At 73.3% G+C, this 25,863-nt stretch carries 24 protein-coding genes; 5 read left to right on the forward strand and 19 right to left on the reverse strand.

What is annotated here, in order from left to right; genetic code table 11:
- Positions 1–47: 47 nt before the first annotated feature.
- The 5 genes from aceE to uraD form a co-directional block, all read right to left on the reverse strand.
- Positions 48–2,768: a pyruvate dehydrogenase (acetyl-transferring), homodimeric type gene (aceE, locus tag AVL61_RS04580; RefSeq protein WP_058873254.1), complete on the reverse strand. Its 2,721-nt coding sequence runs from the start codon at positions 2,766–2,768 to the stop codon at positions 48–50.
- A 127-nt stretch (positions 2,769–2,895) separates the two neighbouring features.
- Complete coding sequence (locus AVL61_RS04585) at positions 2,896–4,458, reverse strand: nucleobase:cation symporter-2 family protein (protein WP_058873138.1); 1,563 nt, start codon at positions 4,456–4,458, stop codon at positions 2,896–2,898.
- A gap of 244 nt (positions 4,459–4,702) precedes the next feature.
- Complete coding sequence (pucL, locus tag AVL61_RS04590) at positions 4,703–5,614, reverse strand: factor-independent urate hydroxylase (RefSeq protein WP_058873139.1); 912 nt, start codon at positions 5,612–5,614, stop codon at positions 4,703–4,705.
- A 79-nt stretch (positions 5,615–5,693) separates the two neighbouring features.
- A complete protein-coding gene (gene uraH / locus AVL61_RS04595) occupies positions 5,694–6,020 on the reverse strand; it encodes a hydroxyisourate hydrolase (protein WP_058873140.1) in 327 nt (108 codons plus the stop codon).
- Positions 6,017–6,514 (reverse strand): 2-oxo-4-hydroxy-4-carboxy-5-ureidoimidazoline decarboxylase, encoded by a 498-nt coding sequence (gene uraD / locus AVL61_RS04600; protein ID WP_058873141.1) that lies wholly within the window; start codon positions 6,512–6,514, stop codon positions 6,017–6,019. Before uraD ends, uraH begins: the two co-directional genes overlap by 4 nt.
- A gap of 168 nt (positions 6,515–6,682) precedes the next feature.
- Here uraD and AVL61_RS04605 point away from each other — a divergent pair, with 168 nt between their 5' ends.
- The 3 genes from AVL61_RS04605 to pyk all read left to right on the forward strand — a co-directional run bounded on the left by AVL61_RS04605 (position 6,683) and on the right by pyk (position 9,547).
- The gene (locus tag AVL61_RS04605; RefSeq protein ID WP_058873142.1) at positions 6,683–7,474 is read left to right on the forward strand and encodes an SDR family oxidoreductase; all 792 of its coding nucleotides are present in this window, start codon (positions 6,683–6,685) and stop codon (positions 7,472–7,474) included.
- Between the two features lie 223 nt (positions 7,475–7,697).
- The gene (locus tag AVL61_RS04610) at positions 7,698–7,883 is read left to right on the forward strand and encodes a hypothetical protein (protein WP_058873143.1); all 186 of its coding nucleotides are present in this window, start codon (positions 7,698–7,700) and stop codon (positions 7,881–7,883) included.
- Positions 7,884–8,083: 200 nt separating this feature from the next.
- Positions 8,084–9,547 (forward strand): pyruvate kinase, encoded by a 1,464-nt coding sequence (gene pyk / locus AVL61_RS04615; protein ID WP_058873144.1) that lies wholly within the window; start codon positions 8,084–8,086, stop codon positions 9,545–9,547.
- 233 nt (positions 9,548–9,780) lie between these two features.
- Here pyk and bcp read toward each other — a convergent pair whose 3' ends face one another.
- The 4 genes from bcp to AVL61_RS04635 all read right to left on the reverse strand — a co-directional run bounded on the left by bcp (position 9,781) and on the right by AVL61_RS04635 (position 12,011).
- Complete coding sequence (gene bcp, locus AVL61_RS04620) at positions 9,781–10,248, reverse strand: thioredoxin-dependent thiol peroxidase (protein ID WP_058873145.1); 468 nt, start codon at positions 10,246–10,248, stop codon at positions 9,781–9,783.
- A 74-nt stretch (positions 10,249–10,322) separates the two neighbouring features.
- Positions 10,323–10,505, reverse strand: coding sequence for a hypothetical protein (locus AVL61_RS04625; protein ID WP_058873146.1), 183 nt, complete (start codon positions 10,503–10,505; stop codon positions 10,323–10,325).
- 134 nt (positions 10,506–10,639) lie between these two features.
- On the reverse strand, positions 10,640–11,470 hold the full coding sequence (locus AVL61_RS04630) for a RibD family protein (RefSeq protein ID WP_058873147.1): 831 nt from the start codon (positions 11,468–11,470) through the stop codon (positions 10,640–10,642).
- Between the two features lie 4 nt (positions 11,471–11,474).
- Positions 11,475–12,011: a hypothetical protein gene (locus tag AVL61_RS04635; protein WP_058873148.1), complete on the reverse strand. Its 537-nt coding sequence runs from the start codon at positions 12,009–12,011 to the stop codon at positions 11,475–11,477.
- A gap of 230 nt (positions 12,012–12,241) precedes the next feature.
- Here AVL61_RS04635 and AVL61_RS04640 point away from each other — a divergent pair, with 230 nt between their 5' ends.
- Both AVL61_RS04640 and AVL61_RS04645 read left to right on the forward strand, forming a co-directional pair.
- Positions 12,242–12,505 carry a DUF3072 domain-containing protein gene (locus AVL61_RS04640; RefSeq protein ID WP_058873149.1) on the forward strand — a complete coding sequence of 88 codons (264 nt, stop codon included), beginning with the start codon at positions 12,242–12,244 and terminating at the stop codon, positions 12,503–12,505.
- 27 nt (positions 12,506–12,532) lie between these two features.
- Complete coding sequence (locus AVL61_RS04645) at positions 12,533–13,564, forward strand: NAD-dependent epimerase/dehydratase family protein (protein ID WP_058873150.1); 1,032 nt, start codon at positions 12,533–12,535, stop codon at positions 13,562–13,564.
- A gap of 45 nt (positions 13,565–13,609) precedes the next feature.
- Here AVL61_RS04645 and AVL61_RS04650 read toward each other — a convergent pair whose 3' ends face one another.
- From AVL61_RS04650 to AVL61_RS04695, 10 genes are all read right to left on the reverse strand, one after another.
- Positions 13,610–14,929, reverse strand: coding sequence for an MFS transporter (locus tag AVL61_RS04650; RefSeq protein WP_082696951.1), 1,320 nt, complete (start codon positions 14,927–14,929; stop codon positions 13,610–13,612).
- Positions 14,930–14,998: 69 nt separating this feature from the next.
- Complete coding sequence (locus AVL61_RS04655) at positions 14,999–15,934, reverse strand: hypothetical protein (RefSeq protein WP_058873151.1); 936 nt, start codon at positions 15,932–15,934, stop codon at positions 14,999–15,001.
- Entirely contained in the window at positions 15,931–16,635 is a 705-nt protein-coding gene (locus AVL61_RS04660) for a response regulator transcription factor (protein WP_058873152.1), read from the reverse strand. Before AVL61_RS04660 ends, AVL61_RS04655 begins: the two co-directional genes overlap by 4 nt.
- Positions 16,635–18,077 carry a sensor histidine kinase gene (locus AVL61_RS04665; protein WP_269433306.1) on the reverse strand — a complete coding sequence of 481 codons (1,443 nt, stop codon included), beginning with the start codon at positions 18,075–18,077 and terminating at the stop codon, positions 16,635–16,637. The genes AVL61_RS04660 and AVL61_RS04665 overlap by 1 nt, the downstream gene beginning before the upstream one ends.
- Before the next feature lie 213 nt (positions 18,078–18,290).
- Positions 18,291–18,833: a hypothetical protein gene (locus AVL61_RS04670; protein ID WP_058873154.1), complete on the reverse strand. Its 543-nt coding sequence runs from the start codon at positions 18,831–18,833 to the stop codon at positions 18,291–18,293.
- A 202-nt stretch (positions 18,834–19,035) separates the two neighbouring features.
- Positions 19,036–20,619: a thiamine pyrophosphate-binding protein gene (locus AVL61_RS04675; protein ID WP_058873155.1), complete on the reverse strand. Its 1,584-nt coding sequence runs from the start codon at positions 20,617–20,619 to the stop codon at positions 19,036–19,038.
- Between the two features lie 52 nt (positions 20,620–20,671).
- Positions 20,672–22,075 carry an NAD-dependent succinate-semialdehyde dehydrogenase gene (locus tag AVL61_RS04680; RefSeq protein WP_058873156.1) on the reverse strand — a complete coding sequence of 468 codons (1,404 nt, stop codon included), beginning with the start codon at positions 22,073–22,075 and terminating at the stop codon, positions 20,672–20,674.
- A gap of 138 nt (positions 22,076–22,213) precedes the next feature.
- Positions 22,214–22,870: a cyclase family protein gene (locus AVL61_RS04685; RefSeq protein WP_058873157.1), complete on the reverse strand. Its 657-nt coding sequence runs from the start codon at positions 22,868–22,870 to the stop codon at positions 22,214–22,216.
- Positions 22,857–24,389, reverse strand: a complete 1,533-nt coding sequence (locus tag AVL61_RS04690) for a purine-cytosine permease family protein (protein WP_058873158.1) — start codon at positions 24,387–24,389, stop codon at positions 22,857–22,859. The genes AVL61_RS04685 and AVL61_RS04690 overlap by 14 nt, the downstream gene beginning before the upstream one ends.
- Complete coding sequence (locus AVL61_RS04695; RefSeq protein WP_058873159.1) at positions 24,386–25,855, reverse strand: sodium:solute symporter family protein; 1,470 nt, start codon at positions 25,853–25,855, stop codon at positions 24,386–24,388. The genes AVL61_RS04690 and AVL61_RS04695 overlap by 4 nt, the downstream gene beginning before the upstream one ends.
- Between the last annotated feature and the right edge of the window lie 8 nt (positions 25,856–25,863).

A 25,863-nucleotide genomic window follows, 5' to 3' on the forward strand; every position in this document is an offset into this window, starting at 1 on the left:
CCTCGTGGGGCGGCGGGCGCAGCCGTCGGATGCCCGGACCGTGCGGGTCAGGCGTCCCCGCCCGCGTTGCCGGTGGTGCCGGCGGTGACCTCGTCCAGGCGGTAGCGCTCGAACGCCCGGGCCGGGGCCCCGGCGTCCGCGTCCCCGCGGTCGGCGAGCATCTGCAGCGCCCGCACCACGATGGAGTGCACGTCCGTCCGGAACCAGCGCCGCGCCGCGGCCCGGGTGTCGGAGAAGCCGAAGTCGTCGGCGCCCAGGGTCGCGAAGTCGTTCGGCAGGTACTGCCGGATGCGGTCCGGCAGCTCCGAGACGAAGTCCGTGGAGGCGATGACGGGTCCTTCCGCCCCCGCGAGCTGCTGGGCCACGAACGGCACCCGGCGCGGTGCCCCCGGGGTGCGGAACGCCTCCCGCTCGGCGGCCAGGCCGTCGCGGCGCAGCTCGTTCCAGGAGGTCACCGACCACACGTCGGCGGAGACTCCCCACTCCTCGGCCAGCACCTGCTGGGCCTGCAGGGCCCACGGCACCGACACGCCCGAGCCGAGCAGCTGGACCTTGGGCCCGGGGTGCTCGGAGCGGGCGACCCGGTGGATGCCGCGGACGATGCCCTCGACGTCCACGTCCACCGGCTCGGCCGGCTGCTGGTACGGCTCGTTGTAGACCGTCAGGTAGTACATGACGTTCGGGTCCGCCGAGTCCGGGCCGTACATCTGCTCGAGGCCGTGCCGGACGATGTGGGCGATCTCGTAGCCGTAGGCCGGGTCGTAGCTGCGCACGGCCGGGTTCGTGCCCGCGAGCACGGGGGAGTGGCCGTCGGCGTGCTGGAGGCCCTCGCCGGTGAGCGTGGTGCGCCCGGCGGTGGCCCCGATGATGAAGCCGCGGGTCATCTGGTCGGCGACGGCCCAGAAGGAGTCGCCGGTGCGCTGGAAGCCGAACATCGAGTAGAAGATGTAGACCGGCACCATGGGCTCGCCGTGGGTGGCGTAGGCGGTGCCCGCGGCGGTGAACGCCGCGACGGCGCCGGCCTCGTTGATCCCCGGGTGGAGCAGGACGCCCTGCGGGGACTCCTTGTAGGCGAGCATGAGCTCGCGGTCCACGGAGAGGTAGTTCTGCCCGTTGGGGTTGTAGATCTTCGCCGTGGGGAAGAACGAGTCCATGCCGAAGGTGCGGGCCTCGTCGGGGACGATGGGCACGATCCGGTGGCCGAAGTCCTTGCTCCGCATGAGGTCCCGCAGCACGCGGACGAAGGCCATGGTGGTGGCCGCCATCTGCTTGCCCGATCCCTTCTTGCCGGACCGGTAGGCGTCGTCGCCCGGCAGAGCCACGGGGGCGTGCCCGGCCTGGCGCGAGGGCAGGCCACCGCCCAGCTCCCGGCGCCGGGCCAGCAGGTACTGGATCTCCGGGGCGTCGGGGCCCGGGTGGTAGTACGGGGCGCCGTAGAGGTCGTCGTCGATCTGCTCGTCGGTGACCGGGATGCGCAGGTGGTCCCGGAAGGCCTTGAGGTCCTCCAGGGTCAGCTTCTTCATCTGGTGGGTCGCGTTGCGCGCCTCGAAGGAGGCGCCCAGGCCGTAGCCCTTCACCGTCATCGCGAGCACCACCGTCGGCTTGCCGCGGAACTCGGTGGCGGACCGGTAGGCCGCGTAGACCTTCCGGTAGTCGTGGCCCCCGCGCTTGAGGGCCCAGATCTCGTCGTCGGACATGTCCGCGACGAGCTCCTTGGTCGTGGTGGACCGGCCGAAGAAGTGGTCGCGGACGAACCCGCCGGACTCCGCCTTGAAGGTCTGGTAGTCCCCGTCGAGGGTCTCGTTCATGATCCGCACGAGCTCGCCCTTCGTGTCGGCCGCCAGGAGCGGGTCCCACTCCCGGCCCCAGAGGACCTTGACCACGTTCCAGCCGGCGCCGCGGAAGAAGGCCTCCAGCTCCTGGACGATCTTGCCGTTGCCGCGCACCGGCCCGTCCAGGCGCTGCAGGTTGCAGTTGATCACGAAGGTGAGGTTGTCCAGCTTCTCGTTGGCGGCCAGCTGCAGCAGTCCGCGCGACTCGGGCTCGTCCATCTCGCCGTCGCCGAGGAACGCCCACACCTGCTGGTCGGAGGTGTCCTTGATGCCCCGGTGGTGCAGGTAGCGGTTGAACTGCGCCTGGTAGATCGCGTTCATCGGCCCGATGCCCATCGAGACCGTGGGGAACTGCCAGAAGTCCGGCATGGACCGGGGGTGCGGATAGGACGGGATGCCGTCGGCGCCCTTGGACTTCTCCTGCCGGAACCCGTCCAGCTGCTCCTCGGTGAGCCGGCCCTCCAGGAACGCCCGGGCGTACATCCCCGGGGAGGCGTGGCCCTGGAAGAAGACCTGGTCGCCGCCGCCGGGGTGGTCCGGCCCGCGGAAGAAGTGGTTGAAGCCGACCTCGTAGAGGGTCGCCGCGCCCGCGTAGGTGGAGATGTGCCCGCCCACGCCGATCTCGGGGCGCTGGGCCCGGTGCACCATCACCGCGGCGTTCCAGCGCAGCCAGCGGCGGTAGGTGCGCTCGACGTCCTCGTCGCCGGGGAACTCCGGCTCCTGGTCCATGGGGATCGTGTTCACGTAGTCCGTGGTGACCGTCGGGGCCGCCGGGCCCCCGGCGGCGGGCCGTGGTGCCGACGACTGCAGGATGTACTGCGTCCGCTCCCGCACCTGCTTCTCGATGAGGTCCTCGAACGAACCCGTCCACGCCGCGGTCTGCCGCGGAGCGCCGTGGGGGAGCTCGGGTGCCGGCCGGTGGTGGGTCTCGACCATGTGCTCAGGGTTCACGTCAACTCTTTCTCAGTAGTGATGGGTGGAGAAGAGATCTGTCCGGTGCACGACCTGCGGCGCCGGGGTCCCCGGCGCCGCAGGAGGTTCACGGTGGATCGATGCTGGTGCGTCAGTGGGCGGAGGACCCTCCGGCGCCGTCCGAGGACCGGCAGATCCGGGTGTCGATGATCTCGCCGGCCGCGGTGATCACGGGGACCGCGTTGCCGTCGCAGTCCACGAGCTTGCCGTCCTTGACGGTGTCGCCCTCCTGCAGGTGGTCCTGCAGGTGCTCCAGGCTCTCGTAGCGCACGGCGCGCACCGGGGCGTTGGCGAAGACGGAGCCCGTGCCCCGCGGCGGGTTGCCGGCGCGGAACTCGTTGTAGAGCAGGTTCAGCAGCACCGCCATCACGGCCGCGGAGCTGATGCCGGAGTGGAAGATGGTCTCGAACCAGCCCGGGAAGTTCGCGTAGATCTCGGGGACCGCGATCGGCAGCATGCCGAAGCCGATGGAGGTGGCCACGATGATCAGGTTGGCGCCGTTCTTGTAGTCCACCTTCGCCAGGGTGCGGATGCCGGAGGCGGCCACGCTGCCGAAGAGCACGATGCCGGCCCCGCCCAGCACGGGCGGCGGGACCGCGGCGACGACCCGGCCCAGGACGGGCAGCAGGCCGAGGACCACCAGGATCACGCCGCCGGCCGTGACGACGAAGCGGCTCTTGACGCCGGTGATCGCCACGAGCCCGACGTTCTGGGCGAAGGCGCTCTGGGTGAAGCCGTTGAAGAGCGGGGCGACCGCCGAAGCCGCCATGTCGGCGCGCAGGCCGTCGCCGATCCGCTTCTTGTCGACCTTCGTGTCGACGATCTCGCCGACCGCGATGATGTCGGCGGTGGTCTCGGTGAGGATCACCAGCACCACGATGAACATGGAGAGGATGGCGGCCACCTCGAAGACCGGGGGGCCGAAGGCCAGCGGCTCCGGGAACGCGAAGATGTTGCCCTCGAGCACCTGGCTGAAGTCGGCCTTGCCGAGGAGCACGGCGGCGACCGTGCCCAGCACCAGGCCCAGGAGGATGGACAGCCGGGAGATGGTGGCGCTGCCCACCTTGGACAGCAGCAGGATGATCAGCAGCGTCAGGCCGGCCAGCCCGAGGTTGCCCACCGAGCCGTACTCGGGGGACTGGGCGTTGCCGCCCATGGCCCAGCGGGCCGCCACGGGGAACAGCGTCAGCCCGATCGCGGTGATCACCACGCCGGTGACCACCGGCGGGAAGAACCGCACGATGCTGGCGAAGAAGGGCGTGATGAGGAAGCCCAGGACCGCGGAGGCGATCACGGCGCCGAAGACGGACTGGATGCCGCCCTCGCCCTGGGCGATCGCGGTCATGGTGGCCACGGACGCGAAGGAGGTGCCCTGGACGAGAGGCAGCTGGGAGCCGAAGAACTTGATGCCGAAGGACTGCAGGATCGTGGCGAGACCGCCCACGAAGAGGCAGGCCGCGATGAGCAGGCCCTGCTCCTGCGGGGTCACCCCCGCGACGCCGCCGATGATGAGCGGGGGCGCGATGATGCCGCCGTACATGGTGAGCACGTGCTGCAGCCCGTAGCCGAGGCTGCTGCCCACCCCGAGGTACTCGTCCTCCGGGCGCGTGCGGGTGCGGGTGCTGGGCGGCTCGGCGGTGCGTGACCTGGCCATGGTGTTCTCCCAGGGATCCTGGTGACGGGAGAGGCCCGGGGCCGGCGAAGGGGCCGGGCCGGGGCGGAGCGAGGAGGTGAAGAGGAGTGCGCGGTGCGCGGTGGTCGCGGCGGGAGCGCCGGACGGGCGGGCGGCGGACGCGCCGGCCGCAGGAGGGTGTGACGGGGGCCCGTCGTCGTCGTGCGCGGACGGCGACGACGGACCCCGGTGGCGCCGCCGTGGGCGGCGCCGGCTGGTGCGCAGCTCAGCAGAAGCCGGCGATGCCCATCCAGGCGTGCTCGTTCTCGGGCGCGCCCTTGCGCTGGACGGTGGCCTCGATCAGGCCGAACGGACGGTCCGCCGCGTAGTGCGTCTCGTTGTTGTTCGGCAGGTCGCAGAACCCGAGGTCGTAGACGAAGTGGTGCTTGTTCGGGCAGGAGAACTTGATCTCGTCGATCTCCGGGTGGGCCTCGATGACGGCCTTGCCCATGAGGTAGAGGGTCTCCTGCAGCGCCCGGGAGTAGTGGTCGGTGAACTTGGAGAGGATGATCTTCTTGACGTCCTCGTAGACGGCGTCGAAGTCCACGTCGGTCGTGTTGTACCGCCAGCGGGTGGCCACGTCCGTGGACATGATGCGGTCCTCGGTCTCGGGCAGCGTCGTGTACTTGTCCTTGGGGTAGCCCGCGAAGCCGGACTCGGTCGACTTCAGGACCGTGAGGTCCTTGAACCCGGAGATGACGGTGCGGGACCCGCCGTCGGCCACGACCACCGCGGTCCGCACCTCGTCCTTGTTCTGCACGAAGCAGTGGTCGTGGTCGTCGATCCGGTTCCAGGCGTACTCCTGGGCGGCCCAGCGGCCTCCGGTGATCCACTCGAACTCGCCGGTGAAGTGGTCGGCGAGCTTGAGCAGGAGCTGCTCGGGCGACTCGATCCCGTACTGCTGCGCGAAGGCGAAGACGGTGTTCTTCTGCGTGTCGGTCGGCACGCAGTGGGCGTTGTCGCCCTCCGTGTGCACGGCCTCGAGGTCGCCGCGCAGCTGCGAGGTGACCACGAGGTCGCGGATCTCGTGCCGGGCGGTGGCGCGGTCGACGCGCACGACGTGGTTCTCCGCCTTGCCGTACTGGTTCTTGCCCAGGACGACGGTGTCCGTGGCGGTCCGGGTGGTGACGTCAGTCATGACGATTCTCCTTGGCGTGTGGGACGTGCTCTCTGCTGCTCGGGGCGGTCGAAGACGGGCGGACCCGTCAACTCCTGGGTCAACTGCCCCGGTAGGTGGAAAAGGCGAACGGGCTCAGCAGGAGCGGCACGTGGTAGTGCCGCTCCTCGGCCTGCACCGTGAAGTTCACCGTCACGAACGGGTAGAACGTCGGCTGGTTCCTGCCGGCGAAGTACTGTCCCGTGGCGAAGGTGATCCGGTAGTCGCCGGATTCCAGGGTCTCTGGGCCCAGTTCGGGCACGCGGCCGTCGGCGTCGGTCTCGGCGGTCGCGATGGAGGTGCCGTCGGCGGCCTCGAGGGCCACGGCGATCCCCCGGGCGGGGGTGCCGGTGACGGAGTCGAGGACGTGGGCGGTGACGTAGCTCATGGGGTGACGAGTCCTTCGAGTCGGAGGAGCGCGATCTGGCGCAGCTGGTCGGCGACCACGCCCTGCTCCGTCGCGGGGTCGTTGGTCATGCGGGCGGAGAGGTTCTCGAGGATCTCCTCGGGGGTGCGCCCCGCGGCGCGGATGAGGAACACCTGGCCGAACCGCTCCTCGTAGGCGAGGTTGCCCTCGCGCAGGCGCTGCTGGACGCCGGTGTCCGAGGGGTCGACGGCGGCCTGCTCCGCGCGCGACAGCCCGGCCTCCTCGCTGTCGCCCTCGGCCCGCTCACCGATGCGGGGGTGGTGGGACAGGGCTCCCTCGATCTCCTCGGCGCTGAACGGCTTCGCTGCCGTCCGGGCCGTGGTGAGCAGGGCATCATGGTGGGCGTAGGGCCGGGCGTCGACCACGGCCTCCAGCCAGCGCGGGATGTCGAGCGCCGGCCGGACGGCCTCGGCCGCCTGGGTCCTGCTGAGGGAGTTGAACTCGGTGAGCTTCATGGAGTGCGCCTCGCGACCTTTCCGTATTCCGTATTGTGGAATAAAACTTTCACTACATACAGTGAACTGGCTCACAGGCCAGAAGTCAATGGGTCGGAGAAATATTCCGTCGCCCATGACGGACCCTCGTCCGAGGCGTCCGTGCCCACCAGGACCGAGGAGGCAGAGATGCAGGCAGCGACTGATGTGACGGGGGAGCCGGGGCGGGGGCCGGCGCACGAGAAGGTGGCCGTGGTGACCGGGGCCGGTTCGGGGATCGGCCGGGTCGTGGCGCGCCACTTCCTGGCGGCCGGGTGGGTGGTCGTGCTCGCCGGCCGGCGGCGGGCCGCGCTGGTCGAGACGGCCGGAGGGGAGCGGGGCGCCCGGGTCGTGCCGGTGGACGTGGCCGACGCGCAGGGCGTGTCGGCGGCCTTCCAGGAGATCGAGCGGCTGACCGGGCGGATCGACGTGCTGTTCAACAACGCCGGCACCTTCGGGCCCCGCGGCGAGGTGGACGAGATCGATCCGGAGGAGTGGGGGCGCACGCTGGGGGTCAACCTCACCGGGACGTTCCTGTGCTCGGCGCAGGCCTTCCGGATCATGAAGCGGCAGAGCCCCCGGGGCGGGCGGATCATCAACAACGGCTCGATCTCCGCCCACGCGCCCCGGCCGCTGTCCGCCGCCTACACCGCGAGCAAGCACGCCGTCACCGGTCTCACCCGGTCCCTCGACCTGGACGGGCGCCCGTACGGCATCACCTGCGGACAGATCGACATCGGCAATGCGGCCACGGAGCTGCTGGCGGGGCTGGGCACGGATGACGGCGCGCTCCAGGCCGACGGCACGCTCCGCCCGGAACCGAGCTTCCCCGTCGAGGAGGTGGGGCGGGCGGTGCTGCTGATGGCCGAGCTCCCCGCGTCCGCCACGGTGAACTCGCTCGTGCTCACCGCCTCCGGGATGCCGTTCGCCGGGCGGGGCTGACGGGCCGGAGCGGCGCCCGGGAACGCCGGCGGATCCGTCCCCCGGGACGCCCGCCGCCTGGGCGACCGCCCTGGCGGCGGGCGACCGCCGGCGGAGCCGGTCCTGCCGTCCTGCCCCAGCGGGCGCCCCCTGGTTCCGCCGACCGGTCTTGACGCCACGATGAGGGTCCACTAAGTTTCATAATGTGGAACTAGAATTCCATTCTATGAACCCAGGAGGACCCGTGAACCACACCGCGCCGTCGACCGCATCCGCGTTCTCCATCGACTGCACCGCCATCGACTGCGACCCCGATCTCAGCCGTCCGCAGGGCCCGCACCGCAGCACCGCCCCGCTGTGGGTCCTCGCGGTGTCCTCCGCCTGCATCGGTGCAGTGGTGGGCCGCGTGCTGGCCCGGCACCACTCCTAGCCCGGTCCTTCGGACGCCGGTGCGGACCGGAAGCCCGGTTCGCACCGACGTCCCTGCGCCCGAGGGGAGTCCGTCCGGCTGCCTCGTCGGCGCCGATGATTCCGGCTCACCGGCAGGGCACGCCCGGATCCCTGCCTCAGGGGTGAGGGGACCGATCGGCCGGAACCCCTCTCCCTCCCGCCCCGATGACAGGAAGTCCGATGAGACGAGCAAAGATCGTCGCCACCATCGGCCCGGCCGTTGCCGGCCGCTCCCGGACCCGGGCGCTGCTCGCGGCCGGGGTCGACGTGGCACGCCTGAACATGAGTCACGGCGATCACCAGGTCCACGACACCACCTACCTCGACATCCGCGCTGCCGCCGCTGAACTGGGCCGCGACGTGGGCGTCATGGCGGATCTGCAGGGACCGAAGATCCGGCTGGGCCGCTTCCTCGACGGACCCCATGAGCTGGCCGTCGGCGACCGGTTCACGATCACCGTCCGGGACGTGCAGGGCACCCGCGAGATCTGCTCCACCACCTTCGCCGGCCTGCCCCGGGACGTCCGCGTCGGAGACGCCCTGCTGATCGACGACGGCAAGGTCGCCCTGCGGGCCACCGAGGTCACCGACCACGAGGTCATCACCGAGGTGACCGTGCCCGGGGCGGTGTCGGACAACAAGGGCATCAACCTGCCGGGCGTCCCGGTCGATGTTCCTGCGCTGTCCTGCAAGGACGAGGAGGACCTGCGCTGGGCGCTGGGCCGCGGTGTGGACTTCATCGCCCTCTCCTTCGTGCGGAACGCCTCCGACATCGGCCGTGTGCACGAGATCATGGAGGAGGAGGGCCGACGGGTCCCGGTGATCGCGAAGATCGAGAAGCCGCAGGCCGTGGAGGCTCTCGGGGAGATCGTCAAGGCTTTCGACGCCCTCATGGTGGCCCGCGGTGACCTCGGGGTGGAGATGCCCCTGGAGGACGTCCCGGTGGTCCAGAAGCAGGCCGTCGAGCTGGCCCGACGCTGGGCCAAGCCGGTGATCGTGGCCACCCAGGTCCTCGAGTCCATGATCGACAGCCCCCGGCCCACCCGCGCGGAGGCCTCCGACTGCGCCAACGCGGTGCTCGACGGCGCGGACGCGGTCATGCTCTCCGGGGAGACCAGTGTGGGCGCCCACCCGGTGACCGCCGTGCAGACGATGGCCCGCATCATCGCCTCCACCGAAGCCCACGGGCTCGAGCGCATCCCGCCTCTGGGCAGCGCACGACGGACCCGCGGTGGGGCCATCACCATGGGGGCGGTGGAGATCGCCGACCAGCTCCAGGCACACTCCATCTGCACCTTCACCCAGACCGGCGACTCCGCCCGCCGGCTCTCCCGGCTGCGCCCCGTCCTTCCGCTCTACGCGTTCACCCCCACGGAGGACGTGCGCAACCAGCTCACCCTCGCCTGGGGCATCCACCCCCTGCTGACCCCGGTCCCGGCACACACCGACGAGATGACCGCGCACATCGATTCCGCGCTCATGGACAGGGAGCTGGCCGCGCCGGACGACCTCGTGGTCATGGTGGCCGGTGTCCCGCCCGGGGTCCCCGGGTCCACGAACCTCATCAAGCTCCACCGGATCGGCGAGCAGGCCGGTCCCGACCGGGCGTCCACCCGGACTCCAGACCCTCCCCGGGGGGCCTGAAGTCGCCGTGCCCGGACGCACGGTGCCCGCAGGGCTCCTCGTGCCGCTCGCCCGGGGCCCCGCCCACCCGCACCGCACGGACGGCCTGGTCCGTGGTCACGGCCGGGGAGCGTCGACGAGGCCGTCCCGACGAGGCCGACAGGCGCCGACGGACCTGGCGACGGACTCGCCGGTCGGCACGAAGGGCTCCTCCGCGCACTGCGGAGGAGCCCTTCGGGTCTGCCGGACGTGCGTCAGCCGGCCAGCCGGCGCCGGAGGTCGGCCACGTGCCCCTCGGCCTGGACGTTGTACTCCGCGGAGCTCACGGTGCCGTCCTGCTCGATCACGAAGGTCGAGCGGAGCGGGCCGACCACGGTCTGCCCGTTGACGGTCTTCTCACCCCAGGCGTCCCACGCCCGGGCGGTCGACGAGTCCGGGTCGGAGAGCAGCCGGTAGGGGAGGTGGTGCTCCTCGGCGAAGCGCCGCAGGGTCTCCTGGTCGTCCCCCGAGACGCCGAGCACGGTGACCCCGAGGGACTCGAGGGACGCGAGATTGTCCCGGAAGTCGCACGCCTCGGACGTGCAGCCAGGGGTGAAGGCCTTCGGGTAGAAGTAGACGATCACCCGGCGGTCGCGCAGGTCGGAGAGTCGCACCTGTCGGCCCTCGTGATCGGTGAGCGTGAAGTCGGGGGCCTGCCGGCCGGTCTGGATCTGCGGTGTCATGGGTGCTCCTGAGCGCGGTGGTCGGGGCGGGGCGGGACGTGTTGCCGCGGGTGCCGGGGGTGAGCGGGGCGGTGCTACGGGCGCCGGGTCGAGAGGCGACCCATCGCGGCCCCGACACAGGCCGAGGACACCGCGAGCACCCACAGCGGGGCGGAGCGGGTGTCGGCGTGCGTGGGCAGGGCGAGGTCCGGATCGCAGTCGGTGCCGGTGTAGCTGAAGAAGGACGCGTGGGCGGCGGAGGCCGGGCTGGCGTTCATGGGAACTCCTTCGGGTTCGTAATGCGGAATCCTAATTCCGTAATACGAAATATACCGACGACCGAGCCGGACGTCAAGAGGTCCTGGGATGGCTGCGACCCGGGTCGAGGACGCACGGCGGAAGGGGGCGGTGCTCAGGCCCGGAAGGTCAGCTCGGTGCAGAGGTCGTCGCCGAGCACGAAGCGGCGCACCGGGGCGCGCAGGGCCCCGGACAGGTGGTCCGCGCCGCGGAACCGGATGCCCGGCACGCCGTCCCCGATCAGCAGGGGTGCGGTGGTGAGGTAGAGCCGGTCCAGCGTCCCGGCCGCGAGGAACCTCGAGACGGTGCGTCCGCCGCCCTCGACCAGCACCCGGTGCAGGCCTCGCCCGGCCAGGGCCTCGAGCACGGCCCGGGGTGCCAGCCCGTGCTCGTCCGCGGGCACGGGCAGCACCGCGACGTGCGGGCTCGGGGGCGCGGGCACGTCCGCGTGCTCCCCGACGACCCACACGGTGGGCGCGGCGCCGTCCGTGAGCACCGCCGCGGTCAGCGGGGCCCGCGCCGAGGGGTCCAGGACCACCCGGGTGGGGTGGGGGCCGGGCACGGCGCGGACGGTCAGCCGGCAGTCGTCGGCGACGACCGTGCCGACCCCCACGACCACGGCGTCCACGAGCGCGCGCAGCCGGTGCAGGTGCTCCCGGTCCTGGGGGCCGGTCACGAACTCGGCGTGCCCGGTGCGGGAGGCGATGAACCCGTCCAGGCTCTGTCCCAGCTGGGCGAGCACGAGGGGCCCGCGGTGCGCCACGAGCGGCCCGTAGCGCTCGACGAGCTCCGCCCCCGGGGGCGGCACGGGACGGGCCCGGCCGGCCAGCAGGGCCTCCCAGGCGGCATCGGAGGCGGTGTCGCCGCCCGCGGGCGGAGCGGGGGCGGCATCGTCCGCGGGCGGTGGAGAACCGCCGGGGGCACGGGGCGCGGTGCTGTCGGTCACGGCGTCAGCTCCGGGCGAGGAACCGGTCCCGTGCCGTCTCCTCGGCGATGGCCCGCAGACGGTCGTACTGGTCGGCGGCGTCGGCCTCGAGCTTCGTCAGCTCCCCGGCGTCCAGGCGCGGCTCGGCGGGGGCGAGCTGCAGGAGGGTGACCCACATGCTGCGCTTGGCGACCACGAGGGACTGCAGCATCTCGAGCTCCCCGTGCGCGGCGATGCCGGCCCGCTCCCGGATCCGGCTCAGCGGATTGAGCCGGGAGGCGATGCCGGTGACGGTCCCGAGCCCCTTGGCCAGCCCGCGCCGGCCGGAGCCCAGGCGGTCGAGCATCGCCTCGAGGTGGCCGATGTCGTTCTTGATCTCGCCGACGAACGCGGTGAACCGCTCCTCGTACGGCGTGCCGGCCCACGTGGTGGCCGCCTCGTCGAAGAGCCGCACCCCCGAAAGGGCGCCCATGTAGTGCCCGAGCATGTAGGCCTCGAGCTTGTCGGACCGGACCTCGGCACCCGCGGCGCCGTCCGGGCCGGTGTGCGGCTGCTCGCTCATCTGCTTCTCCTCGTTCGTGGGGCGGCTCGTGGGACCGCGCGTGGGCGGGCGCTGCCGGGGCGCCCGCCCGGGGCGTGCCGGTGGTCGTCCCGGGGATCTCCTCGGCCTCCCAGCCTACTGACTTCGTCCTCCGCGCGGCAGGAGACAAGCGGCGGGAGACAGGCGGCGGCAGACGTGCGGCAGGAGGGGCCCCGGGCGCGAACCATAAGGGACATGACTATCATGGGCGCATGACTGAGAACGCGAACGGAGCCCCCGACCCCGACGAGCAGGAGACCCTCGGCGCCTCCAGCCCCGAGCCGGGCAGCGGGCTCGACCGCGACCCGGACGAGTGGGCCACCGGCGAGGAGCCGATGACCAGCGCGCAGCGCAGCTACCTCGACACCCTGGCCCGCGAGGCCGGGGAGGAGCTGCCGGCGGACCTGACCAAGGCCGAGGCGTCCAAGCACATCGACCGTCTGCAGGGCGAGAGCGGCCGGGTCCAGGACCAGTAGGTCCTGCACCGGCGGAGGGGGAGCACCGTGAAGATCGTCGTCCTGGGAGCCACGGGCAACGTGGGCACCGCAGTGCTCCGGCGGCTGCACGCCGCGCCGGAGGTCACGCAGATCGTCGGGGTCTCCCGCGAGGGGCCCGAGCGGGACGGTGAGCCCTACGACGGCGTGGAGTGGCACACCGTCGACGTCGCCGCGAAGGAGTCCACCGCGGCGCTGGCGGAGATCCTGGCCGGCGCGGACGCCGTGATCCACCTCGTGTGGCTCATCCGCCCGAACCGGGACCTCGCCCTGATGCACGCGACGAACGTGGACGGCCTCGTCCACGTGCTCGACGCCGTGGTGCTCGCCGGCGTGCCCCAGGTCGTCTACCCCTCCTCGCTCGGGGCCTACAGCCCCGGGCCCAAGGACCGGACCGTGGACGAGTCCTGGCCCGTCGGAGGGGTCGAGACCTCGCACTACAACGTGCAGAAGGCGGAGACGGAGGCGGTGCTCAACCGGTTCGAGGAGTCCCACCCCGACGTGGTGGTGACCAGGCTGCGGCCCGGCTTCCTGTTCCAGGCCGGCGCCGCCCCCGAGATCGGGGACTACTTCCTCGGTGCCCTCGTGCCCAAGCGGCTGATCGCCCGGCTGCGCCTGCCCGTGCTGCCGTTCCCCGAGCAGTTCCGCTTCCAGACGCTGCACACCGACGACGTCGCGGACGCGTTCTGGCGGGTCATCCAGCACCGGGCCGGCGGGGCGTTCAACATCGCGGCCGAGCCGGTGCTCGGCGCCGACGGCGTGGCGCAGGTGCTCGGCGCCAAGCGGATCCTGCCGGTGCCGCCGGCCCTGGTCAGGGCCCTCGTGGCGATCACCTACCGGCTGCGGCTGCAGCCCACCGACCCGGGCTGGATCGACCTCGCCGGGGCCGTGCCCATCATGGACACCACGCGGATCCGCGAGGTCACGGGCTGGTCGGAGACCGTCAGCTCGCTCGAGGCGCTCCGCCAGATCGTGGACCACCTCGACGGCCGCGAGGGTCTCGGCAACCGGGAGCACCGGCCCAGCTCACCCCTGGTGTAGCCGTTCCGGCGCCCCGGGCGGCCGCGTCCCCGGGGGTCCTCCGGGTCAGCGGCGCCGGAGCAGGGCCAGCACCGCGCTGACCAGGACCATGGCGCAGGCCGCGCCGACCGCGGCGGCGAACGCGCCGCGGTGGCCGGCGGTCTCGGCCAGGAGACCGGCCAGCGCCGCGCCCACGGCGGACCCGAGGACCACGCCGCTCGCGAGCATCGTCATGACCGTGCCCAGCCGCTCCGGGCGGGCGACGTCCCCGCCGATGGTGTAGATCGTGACCATGGCGGGCCCCAGGGGCAGTCCCGCGAGCAGCAGCACCACGAGCATCGTCCCGATGCCGCTCGGCAGGAGGAACAGCAGGCTCAGGGCGGCCATGGCGGCGGAGCTGACCACCCAGCGGGCGGCGGGCCGGAAGCGCTCCGGCCACCACGCGACGGACAGCGCGGCGGCCGCCGAGCTGATGCCGAGCACGGCGTAGAGCAGCCCGGTGGCGCTCTGCACGCCGAGCTCGCCGCCGAAGGCGTTGAGGCCGTTCTGCACGGCGCCGAAGAACGCGCCCATGGCCACCATGCCCAGCACGGGGAGCAGCACGAGGAGCCGCTCACGGCCGGGAACGGGACGGGCAGCCGCCAGCCGGCGGTCCTCGCGGGAGAGGGCCGGGACCGCCAGGCGCGTGGGGTGCACGGCGAAGGACGTGACCATCGTGAGCGTCAGGACCGCCGCGAGGACGAAGGGGGACCAGGGGGCGACCAGGGAGGCGAGCAGGCCCACCAGGGCCGGGCCGAGCACGAAGGTCAGCTCGTCGGCGGTGGACTCGTAGGACAGCGCGGTGTCCAGCTCCCGCCGGTTCCCGCCGACCAGCCCGCGCCACCGCACCCGGGCCAGCGGACCCACCTGGGGGCACGTGGCGCCCACGAGCAGGAACGCGCCCACGAGCAGCGGCACGGGCGGTGCGGCCGGCCCCGCGGGGGCGTGGGCGGTGACCAGCAGCAGCCCGATGGCCACGGCGTGGGCGAGGGCGGAGACCAGCAGGACGATCCGCTGGCCCAGCCGGTCGGCGAGGTGGCCCATCAGGGGCCCGCCCAGTGCCGAGCCGATGCCCACGGCGCCGGAGGCCAGGCCCCCGACGACGTAGGAGCCGCTGACGGCGGTGGCGAGCGTGAGCGCCCCGACGGTGAGCATCGCCAGGGGCAGGCGGGCCACGAAGGCGACCGGCAGGAAGTCGCGTCCCGCGAGGTGCACGAGCCGCGCGTACCGGCCGCCGGACGAGGGCGTCGTCCGGCGGCCGGTGGAGTGCTGCGCGGCCGCGGGCCGCTCCGCGGCGGGGATCCGGGCGGCGCGCTCAGCGGGGGCAGAGGTGGTCGGGGGGTTCACAGGGCTCCTCGGAGGAAGTGCGCACCGTCCCCCCTCCCGGTGCGCCCGACCCGGACAACAGGGGCCAGTCTATCGCTCGCGCGCCCCGCTGCCGGGGGTGGAGGACCGGTCTCCGTAGGTGATCTCCGCCGCACCCACGGCCGAGGAGACGTACAGGCAGGGCCGGTCACCGGGTGCGGCGGCGCAGACCGTGGCCGCCGTCAGGTCCTGGGGCTCGCGCTCGTCCGCCCCGGGCACCACGGGGACCCACCAGTCGGACTCCGGGAGCGAGGCCTCGACGGCCCCCGCGCGGGTCGTGACGGACACGCGCCGCGGGGCCTCGCCCAGGAGCCGGACCTCGGTGGCCCCGACCTCGGTGTGCACGTCCAGGTCCTCGCGGACCCGGACCCCGTCGAGGTCGACGGCGCCGACCTCCGAGGCCGCCCACAGGGTGCGGGCGCTGCCGCTCATCTCGATCACGCCGGCCTCGGTGTCGAGCCGGACGTCGCCGAAGTCGCCCTCGACGTCGAGCGCGCCGGCGTCCCCGGAGAGCCGCAGGTCCACGGGCTCGTCCTCGACCGGGACGGTGACCCGCACGTGCATCCCGCTGCCGGCGCCGGGCCAGGAGCCCGAGGGGAGGGAGTCGATGCTCAGCCGGCCGTCCTCCACCCGCGGCTCGGGGGCGCTCTCGAGGTGGAAGCCGGCGTACACGGACTCCACCCGCAGCTGCGGGACGTCGGCCGTCACGACCTCGATGACAGCCGACCGCCCGTCGACCACGACCGTGTCCACGGACTCGGTCACCGTGGTGTCCACCCGGTGCTCCTGGACGGACAGGGACGCGGCCGCGGTGGCGCCGCCGGCGCCCAGCAGGAGGAGGGCGCCGAGACCGCCGAGCACGGCGGTGGGCACGAGCCACGCGGTGCGCTCGTTCTCGCTGACGACGTCCCGGGCGGCGACGTCGCCGGGGACGGCACCGGGGGACGTGGCGTCGCGGGAGGAGGGGTGCTCGGGATGGGTGCTCATGGCCGGAACTCCTGGTTCGACTGGTGGGCTGGTGCGGAGTGGCCGGGCCCGAGGTCCGGGTAGCCGAGGTAGCGCAGGACCGCGCGGACGCGGCGGTTGCCGCCGTCCTCGTGGGCGAGGCCCAGCTTGGTGAACACGGAGCGGATGTGCTTCTCCACCGAGGACTCGGTGAGGAACAGGTTCGCGGCGACCGAGGCGTTCGAGAGCCCCTGGGCCATGAGCCCGAGCACCTCGTGCTCGCGCGGGGAGAGCAGGTCCAGGTCCTGCCGGTGCCGGGAGCGCACGAGCAGCTGGGAGACGACCTCCGGGTCCAGGACGGTGCCTCCCGCACCCACGGTCTCCACGGACTCGAGGAACTGGTCGACGTCCGCGACCCGGTCCTTGAGCAGGTACCCCAGCCCGTCCCGGCGGGACGCGATGAGCTCCGAGGCGTAGCGCTCCTCGACGTACTGCGAGAGCACGAGCACCGCGATCCGCGGGTGCTGGGAGCGGACCAGGACGGCGGCGCGGATGCCCTCGTCCGTGAACGTCGGCGGGAGCCGCACGTCCACGAGGGCGAAGTCCGGCTCGTGCTGCTCGACGGCCTTCAGCAGGTCCTCGGCGGTGTCGACGTCGGCGACCACGTCGTGCCCCGCCTCGGTGAGCAGGCGGACGAGGCCCGCGCGCAGGAGGACGGCGTCCTCGGCGATGACGATGCGCATCAGGATCCCGCCCCCAGGGCGACCGGCAGCTCGACGGTCAGCTCGGTCGGCCCGCCCGCGGGCGAGTCGAGGAAGAAGTGCCCGCCCGCGGAGCGGATCCGGTCGGCGATCCCGGACAGGCCGCCGCCGGGGACCACCACGGCGCCGCCGCGGCCGTCGTCGGCGATCCGGGCGACCACGCGGGTGCCTCCCGCGGGGTCGTCCTCGAGGCCCACCCGCACCGACGCGGCGCCGGCCTGGGCGTGCTTGACCAGGTTGGCGATGCCCTCGGAGACCGCGAAGTACACGGCGGCCTCGGTCTCCGGCGCCAGCCGCGGCACCCGGACGTCCACGGCGACCGGGACGGGGGACTGGGCGGCCACGGCGGAGAGAGCGGCGTCGAGGCCCCGGTCCTCCAGGACCGCCGGGTGGAAGCCGCGGGCGAGGCGGCGCAGCTCGGCGATCGCGGCCTTCGTGGTGGCGTGCGCCTCCCCGATGAGGTCCTTGGCCCCGGCGGGGTCGTGGTCGATCCGCCGCTGGGCCATCGACAGGTTCATGGCCACGGACACGAGCTGGGGCTGCACGCCGTCGTGCAGGTCGCGCTCGATCCGGGAGCGCTCGGTGCGGGCGCCGCGGACCGCGGTCTCGCGGGCGGCCGCGGCCTCGGCGGCCCGGCGGCGCAGCTCCGCCGCCTCGTCCACCCGCAGCAGCAGCCGGGACAGGCCCCGGTGCGCGGCCACGGCGAGGAGCACGACGAGCAGCCCGAGGAGCGCCAGGGTGATCCCGGTCAGGACCACGGCCCAGTCCGGCCACGTCCCGACCACGTCGGAGGGCCACAGCGGGTTGTTCGGCGCCGCGTACAGCGGCGCGAAGGCCAGGGCCACGGCGGCGCCGGTGCCGGCCAGGGCGGCCACGGCCACCCAGCCCAGGGCCGTGGTGAGGAGCAGGTGCAGCAGGCCCGTCCAGAACGCGGCGTCGGAGACGTCCAGCCACCACTGGTGGACGATCCGCCAGCCGTCGGTGCGGGACGAGCGGCGCCGGCGCGGGGCGGGCAGGTGCAGCCCGAACGCGGCCTGCGTGCGGCGGCGCTCGACCCACTCGACCCCGCGGACCGCGTAGATCGCGGCCACGAGCAGGACCACGCCCACCAGGGCGGCGAGCGAGGCGAAGCCGGCGGAGACCAGGGACACGAGGGCGGTCAGCCACAGCGTGCCGAGCGCGGCGTCCACCACGAGGTCGGTGGTGCCGAAGAAGAGGGTCCTGGGGGACCACGGTCCCCACTCCCGGAAGCGGGGGCCGGGGCCCGCGGCGCGGGAGCCGGCGGCCGGGCCGTGGGCGGCGGCCGGGGCCCCGGGACCGGTGCCGGGGGCGTCGGCGGGGCGCCCGGGACCGGTGTCGGGACCGGTGCCGGGGTTGCCCCACGGCACGGGTGGAAGGGGTCGGGTTTCGTGCGGTGTGCTCATGCCCTCACGCTACGGTCGCGGGGGCTCCCGGCACTGCGACGTTCTCCACCTGTTCCTCCTGCGGTTTTCCGCACCCCGTCCCGCACCCCGTCCCGCGCCGCGGCCCGGGCCGTCCGTCGTGCGCCCGTTCCGGGCGGGCCGGCAGAGCAGTGCCCCGCCGCGGTGCGCTGAGCACTCCGGCGGGGCACGGCCCTCGGCGCAGGGGACGCGGCCTCACCCCTCCTGCTGGGTCACGGTGACCTCGGTGGCCCGGACGTAGGACTCGCCCTCCATGTCGGTGAGCTCGTCGCCGAGGTCCACCCCGAGGTCCTCCTCGGCGGCGGCCACGTCCAGGGACGCCTGGAGCGTGCCGGTGAGCTCGACCACGGCACCGTCCTCGAGCTCCGGCAGGTCGGCGTCGTGCAGCACGAGCAGCGAGCCCAGCTCGACGTCGTCCGGGTCCGTGAGCTGCAGCGCGTTCGGCGAGACGACGTCCTCGACCTCACCGGTGAGGGTCACCTCCTGGCCCTCGTAGAGGGCCCGGTCGTCGCTGAACTCCCGGTTGTACGCGCCGTTGTAGGGGGCGACGACGTCCGCGGGCCCTGTCGTGCCCTCCTGCGGCGCCGGCGAGGACTCCAGGACCTCGCTCTCCTGCACGTCCTCGACGTCGGTGCCGGTCTCCTCCTCACCGCCACCGCATCCGGCCAGGGCAAGTCCGGCGGCGGCGAGCAGACCGGCCGCGGCCTTGCGGGTGCTGTGGGTCTCACGCGTGCTCATGATGTGCCTCCTGGTGTTGGCCATGGTCACCGGTCCGGCGCCTCGGCGGTGGGGCACCGGATCCGGCTGCGTGCTCCTTCACCGTAAGCAGGCTTTTCCTCGGCTCACAAGGGATGACGTCCGACTCTGCGGTGGCTCCACGGGTCTTCCGAGGACACTCTGCGCGAGCCGTGACCGCCGCGTGACGCGCCGGCCGGCCGGCTCAGATCCGCAGGTGGACGAGGCTCGGCCCCTTCACCGCGAGCGCCTCGACGACCTTCTCGGCGAGGTCCTCCGGGGTGGCCTCGAAGCCGACCGCGCCGAAGGCCTCGGCGAGGGCCGGCCAGTCCGGCTGCCGCAGGTCCACGGCGAGCGGGTCGATGTCCCGGTCGGCCATGTTCTGCCGGATCTCGCCGTAGCCGCCGTTGTCCACGCACACGATCGGGAGGTCCACGCCGAGCTCCACGGCGGTCATCAGCTCCTGGATCGAGAACATCAGGGCGCCGTCGCCCACGAGGCACAGCACGGGGCGGTGCGGGGCGGCGAGCTTCGCCCCGATCGAGGCCGGCAGGCCGTAGCCGAGGGTCGCGTAGGTCCCCATGTAGAGCAGGGAGTGCGGGAGCTGGGCGCGGAAGAACGTGGTGGAGCCCAGATAGGTGACCTGGGAGGAGTCGCCGCCGATGATCGTGTCCTCCGGCACCACGGCCATGATCGTCTCGTTGAGCGCCGCGAGCTCCGGCGCGGTGCGGCGGCCCTCGTCGTCGAGCCGGGCGAAGACCTCGGTGAGGTCGCGCGGGGGGCGCGGCGCGATCGGGCCGATCGCCTCGAGCAGCTGCGGGACCACGGCCGCGGAGTGGCCGGGCAGCTCGATGTCCGGGTCGAGGTTGCACAGCATCTGGTCGCGCATGATGTCCACGCGCACGATCGGCCCCCGGGGCGTGATGTCCCCGCCCCACAGCTCGGCCTCGCCGACCTTCGAGCCGATGACCAGCAGGGCGTCGGCGGAGCGCAGGAACTCGTGCGCGGTGGACAGGCGCAGGTCGGCGCCCAGCGAGAGGCGGTGCCGCTCGGGGATCGCCCCCTTGCCGTTGGTCGTGGTGATCACGGGCGCCTCGAGCAGCTCGGCGAGCTCGAGCAGCCGCCCGCCGGCGGCCAGCGAGCCGCCGCCGGCCAGGATCACGGGGCGCTCGGCGCCGCGGAGCACCTGGGCGGCGCGGCGCACGTCGTCGGCCGGGGCCGGCTGCGGCGCGCCGAGCGGGCGCGGCGCCAGCTGCCGGTCGGTGCAGTCGAGCTCCGCCTCCAGCACGTCCAGGGGGATCTCGATGTGCACCGGGCGGGGGCGGGAGTGGGCGAAGTCCCGGAAGGCGTCGTGGACCATGGTCACGGCCTCGGAGCCGCTCGTCACCCGGCGGCTGCGGCCCACGATCGCGTCCACGGCCGCGGACGGGTTCTTCGTCTCGTGCAGCGAGCCGATGTCCCGGAAGTCCTGGCCCAGCGGCCGGCCGGGGGAGAGCAGGATCATGGGCCGGGACTCGGCGTAGGCCGTGGCCGCGCCGGACAGCGAGTTCAGCAGGCCCGGCCCGGAGGTGGTGATGACGACCCCGGGCAGCCCCGAGACCTGGCTCCACCCGTCCGCGCCGTACGCGGCGCCCTGCTCGTGCCGCGGGGTGACCGCGCGGATGCCGAGCTCCCGCAGTGGGCGGTAGAACTCGAGGGAGTGGGTTCCGGGGATGCCGAAGACGGTGTCGACGCCGTAGCCCCGGAGGGTCTCCAGCACGGCACGGGCGGTGGTCCTGCGGGCGGTCATGAGCGGTCCTCCAAGGGGTGGTGGGAGCGGGACGGAAGGAGCAGGGCGGGGGTCAGTCCTGGACGTAGAGCAGGCGCTTGTTGACGAACTCGTCCATGCCGAGCGGGCCGAGCTCGCGGCCGTAGCCGGAGCGCTTGACCCCGCCGAAGGGCATCCCGGCGCCCTCGGCCTCGGCGGCGTTGACGGCGGCCATGCCGCACTCGAGGCCCTCGGCGACCCGCCGGGCGCGCTCGGGGTTCGTGCTGAAGACGGCCCCGCCGAGTCCGTAGGGGGTGTCGTTGGCCAGGGTCAGCGCCTCGTCGTCGTCGGCTACCCGGTAGACCACCGCGACGGGGCCGAAGAGCTCCTGGTGGTGGGCGGCCGTGCCCGGGGTGATCCCGGTGAGCACGGCCGGCTCCAGGTAGGCGCCCGGGCCCTCGAGCAGCCGCCCGCCGGCGTGCAGGGTCGCCCCGGCGTCCACGGCCTCCTGGATCCGGGCCGCCAGGCCCTCGGCCGCGGCGCGGGAGGACAGGGGCGCGAAGGTGCCGGGTGCGTCGGCGGCCGGGTCGCCCGGGGTCAGCGCCCGGGCCTGGCGGGTGAGCTCGGCGACGAACTCGTCGTAGAGGTCCGCGGAGACGATCATCCGCTTGTTGGAGTTGCAGGCCTGGCCGGTGTTGCCCATCCGGGTCGCGAAGGCCGCCCGGGCGGCCTCGGCCGGGTCCTCGGCGTCCAGCACGATGTAGGGGTCGGAGCCGCCGAGCTCGAGGACGACCTTCTTCAGGTTCCGCCCGGCGATCTCGGCGACGGCCGCCCCGGCCCGCTCGGACCCCGTGAGGGACACCCCCTGGACCCGGGGGTCGGCGATGATGTCCGCGACCTGGTCGTGGCTCGCGAAGACATTGACGTATCCGCCGGCCGGCACCCCGGCGTCGGCCAGCAGCTGCTCCAGGGCCAGGGCGGCCCGGGGGCAGGACTCGGCGTGCTTGAGCAGGATCGTGTTGCCCAGCACCAGGTTGGGGGCCGCGAAGCGGGCCACCTGGTAGTAGGGGTAGTTCCACGGCATGATCCCCAGCAGCACCCCCACCGGGCGCTTCTGGATCACCGCCCGGCCTCCGCCGGAGGCCGTGATGGGCTGGTCGGCGGCGAGTTCCGGGCCCTGCTCGGCGAAGTAGCCGAAGATCTCGGCACAGAACTGCACCTCCTCGCGGGCCTCGGAGAGGGGTTTGCCCATCTCCTCGGTGATGATCGCGGCGAGCTCCTCGGTCCGCTCGGCGAACAGCTCGCCGGCCCGGGCGGCGACGGCCGCCCGCTCCTGGATCGGCCGGGACCGCCAGTCGTGGAAGGCGGCGTCGGCGGCGGCCAGCGCCTCCTGGACCTGGTCCTCGGTGGCCGTGGGGTGCTCGGCCAGCACCTGGCCGGTGGCAGGGTTGACGGACCGGTAGGGGGACGGGGCGGTGACGGGGACATCAGCGGACATGGCGGGATCTCTCCTCGGGGAACGGGGTGTCGTCGGTGTCGTCGGGGTGGGGAGTGCCGGGAAGGGGGCCGCCGGAGCGGGACCCGCCGGGGTGCGGGCGGGGCCCGGCCGTCCGTGCCCGGGGCGGCGGTGCGGGGCTCACAGCTGCATCGCCACCGCCCGGACCGGGGAGCCGTCCAGGCCGCGCAGCCGCAGCGGCAGGGCGCTCAGCAGCGGATCCGGCCAGGTGACGGCGTGCAGGTTCGTCAGGTTCTCGATGATCGCCCCGCCCGCTCCCAGGACCGCCGCGTGCACCGGCAGCTCGAGCGGGCCGGTCGAGGAGGCGTCCGGGGTGCGGTCCGGGTTGAGGGTGTCGACGCCGAGCACGCGCACGCCCGCCGACAGCAGCCGCTCGGCGACGCCCACGTCCAGCACCGGGTGCCGCAGGTAGCGCGGCGTGCCGAAGTGCCGGGACCAGTCGGTGCGGAACAGCACGATCGTGCCGGCGGGGACGTCCTCCAGCTGCGCGCGGACGTCGTCCCAGCCGATCACGGCGTGCTCCCGGAGGTCCGGCACGTGCACCACGCGGGCCGGTCCGACCAGCCGGGAGAGATCGAGCTCGTCCACGGGCGAGCCGCCGTCCACGGTGTGCAGGGGCGCGTCCACGTGCGTCCCGCTGTGCGTGCCCAGGTGCAGCTCGGCCACCTGGAAGCCGTCCTGCGGGACGGACGCCGCGAGCCGGCCGTCCACCGGCGGATCCCCCGGGAAGACCTGCATGCCGGCCTCCACAGGGTGGCTCAGGTCAACGAGGAGCATCGGCGGCCTCCTCCGGCCGGCCGGCCTCGCCGGCCCTGCCGCACCCGTCCGGGGCGGCGGCCCCGTCCGGGGCGGCGGCCCCGTCCGGGGCGCCGGGCCCGTCCAGGGCGGAGGCCCGGCCGGGCCCGGCGCCGGGCGCGTGCGCCTCGTCCGCCGCGTCGGAGAGGTGGCGCTGCACCGGCCGGCCCGCCACGACCCTCCCGGCCGCCACGGCCCAGCCCAGGTAGAGCGCCGCGGACACGGCGAACGTGGGGATCGTGGCGCCCACCGGGCTCGGCAGCACGTAGGTGAGCACGAGGGACGTGGCCGCGCCGACGAGCCACACCGGCACGGCGGCGGGATTGACCCCGCCCCGGTACCAGTACCGGCCGCCGTGCCCCCGCAGGATGTCCGCGGCGTAGGCGCCGCGCTTGACCACGTAGTAGTCCACCAGCATGATCGCGAAGACCGGCAGGAACAGGGAGCCGATCAGCACCAGGAAGCCGGTGAACTGGTCCAGCAGGCCCAGCCAGGTGGACCCGAGGACCGACACGGCTCCCAGCACCAGCGCCGTGGGCAGGAACCGCACCCGGCGCGAGGGCGCGAGGTTCACCACCGAGGAGACCATGCCGTAGACGACCATGGTGTTGGTGGCCATCACCGACAGGAAGATCACCACCGCCAGGGGCGCGCCGAAGGCGGCGACGAGCACCGTCGGGTCGAAGCCGACCGCCTCCCCGCCGTCGAGCACCACGTAGCCGATCGCGGTCGCCCCGAGGCTCATGGCGGCGACCGTGGACAGGACGTAGCCCGTGCCGGAGCCGACCATGCCCGCGGCCTGCGTCCGGGCGAGGCGGTTGAACTCCGCGGAGAGCACCGTCCAGGAGACGGCCGTGGCGATGACCACGTCGAGGACCGTGATGGAGGACCAGCCCGCCCCGGCGTCCACGGGCAGGGCGGCGAAGCCGGCCGGCGGGTAGGAGGTGAACGCCACGGCGAAGACCCAGGCCATGATGCCCAGGATCACCGCCGCCAGCCACGGCTCGACCCGGGCGATGCCCTCGTGGCCGAAGACGGCCAGGGTCACGACCAGCGTCTGGCAGAGCACGGAGAACAGCACCGGGTTGGAGTAGCCGGTCGCCTGCGCCACCAGGAAGTTCACGGTGACGCCGGCGAGCATGGCCTGCACCCAGCTCCAGCCCATGAGGATGACCACGTTCGCGGCCACCGGGAGGAAGGAGCCGCGCAGCCCGAAGGAGCCCTTGGTCAGGGACATGGTGGGGAGGCCGGTGCGCGTGCCCATGTTCCCCACGAGCACCAGCACCGTCCCGCCGATCAGCGTGCCCAGCACGATCATGGCCAGGGCCGTGGGCCAGGAGACCCCGGGCACGAACAGCGTTCCCGTCAGCAGCGTGGTCACCACGAGGTTCGCCGCGAGCCAGATCATCCCGATCCGGCCGGCCCCCAGCGTGCCCCGCAGCGGGCCGTAGCCCTCGGAGTTCTCGTCCAGGTGGTCGGAGAGCCGGGACCAGGCGCTCACGAGCGGACCTCCGTGCGCTCGGCGCCGGCCGGACCGGAGCCCGCGAGGCGCTCGTTCCACTGCCGCAGCACCCCGGCGTGGGTGGGACGGGACAGCAGCGAGACGACCACGTAGACGAGCGCCGAGCTCGCCAGCCCCAGGTAGATGGGGGCGTTGGCAAGCACGCCGAACACCGCCATGGACGCCACGGTCACCACGGACCCGACGAGCATGGACAGGGCCGCGCCGAGGCTCGTGCCCCGCCGCCACACGAGCCCGCCGAGGATCGCGACGAGCAGACCGCCCACCAGGATGTCGTAGGCGATGGTCAGGGCGGTGACGGTGTCCGAGACGAAGATCGAGATCCCGGTGATCACCACGCCGAAGACGAGCACGTAGACCCGGTCACCGCGCAGCGCCTCGGCGGTGCCCTCCGGGGCGGGGGCCGCGTGCCGGGTGACCAGGGACCGCAGGGTCGGCACGACGTCCACCCGGGCGACCGTGGCCGCGGCGATGAGCGCGCCCGAGGCCGTGGACATCATGGCGGCGACACCGGCGGCGAGCACCACCCCGCCGAGCCCGGCCGGGACGTACTGCTGCGCCATCGTGGCGAACGCGTCGTCCGGGGAGGCGAGGTCCGGGGCGACCGCGGCGGCCGTCATCCCGATGACGGCCCCGGCCACGCCGTAGAGCCCCACGTAGGCGGCGGAGGCGAGCCCGCCCCAGCGGGCGACCCGGGGCGAGCGGGCGGTGAAGACGCGCTGCCAGATGTCCTGGCCGATCAGCATGCCGAAGCCGTAGACCACGAACTGGGTGACGATCGCCTGCGTGCCCATGCCGTCCCAGGTGAAGTACGTGGCGTCGAGCCGCTCCTCGAGCCCGGACCAGCCGCCCGCGGCGGAGAGGGAGAACGGCAGCAGGATCAGGAACAGCCCGATCGTCATGAACACGAACTGCATCATGTCGGTGAGCGTGATCGACCACATCCCGCCGAGCACGGAGTAGGCCACGACCACCACGCCGCCGAGCAGGATCGCCCAGGCCCGGTCGACCGGGAAGAGGACGGAGAAGATCGCGGCGTACGCGGACGTGGACGTCACGGACAGCATCACGGTGTAGGCGAGCATCACGAACGAGGACGCCTTGGCCCCGCCGCGCTCGCCGTAGCGCAGCTGCAGCATCTGGGAGACCGTGAAGACCCTGAGGGACTGGATGCGGCCGGCGAAGAACAGGCTGAGCGCGGCCAGGCCCGCGGCGATCGCCACGACCAGCCACATCCCGGAGATGCCGTAGGTGAAGCCGAGGCCCACCCCGCCCACGGTGGAGGCGCCGCCCAGGACCACGGCGGCCATGGTGCCCGTGTAGAAGCCGGGGCCCAGGCGGCGGCCGGCCACCCGGTAGTCCTCGGCGTCGTGCGCCCGGCGGCTGGCCCAGAGCCCGACCGCCACCATGGCGACCAGGTACAGCACGATGATCAGCACGTTCATGGATGTCA

The sequence above is a fragment of the Kocuria rosea subsp. polaris genome (assembly GCF_001483755.1).
Lineage (GTDB): Bacteria > Actinomycetota > Actinomycetes > Actinomycetales > Micrococcaceae > Kocuria > Kocuria cellulosilytica.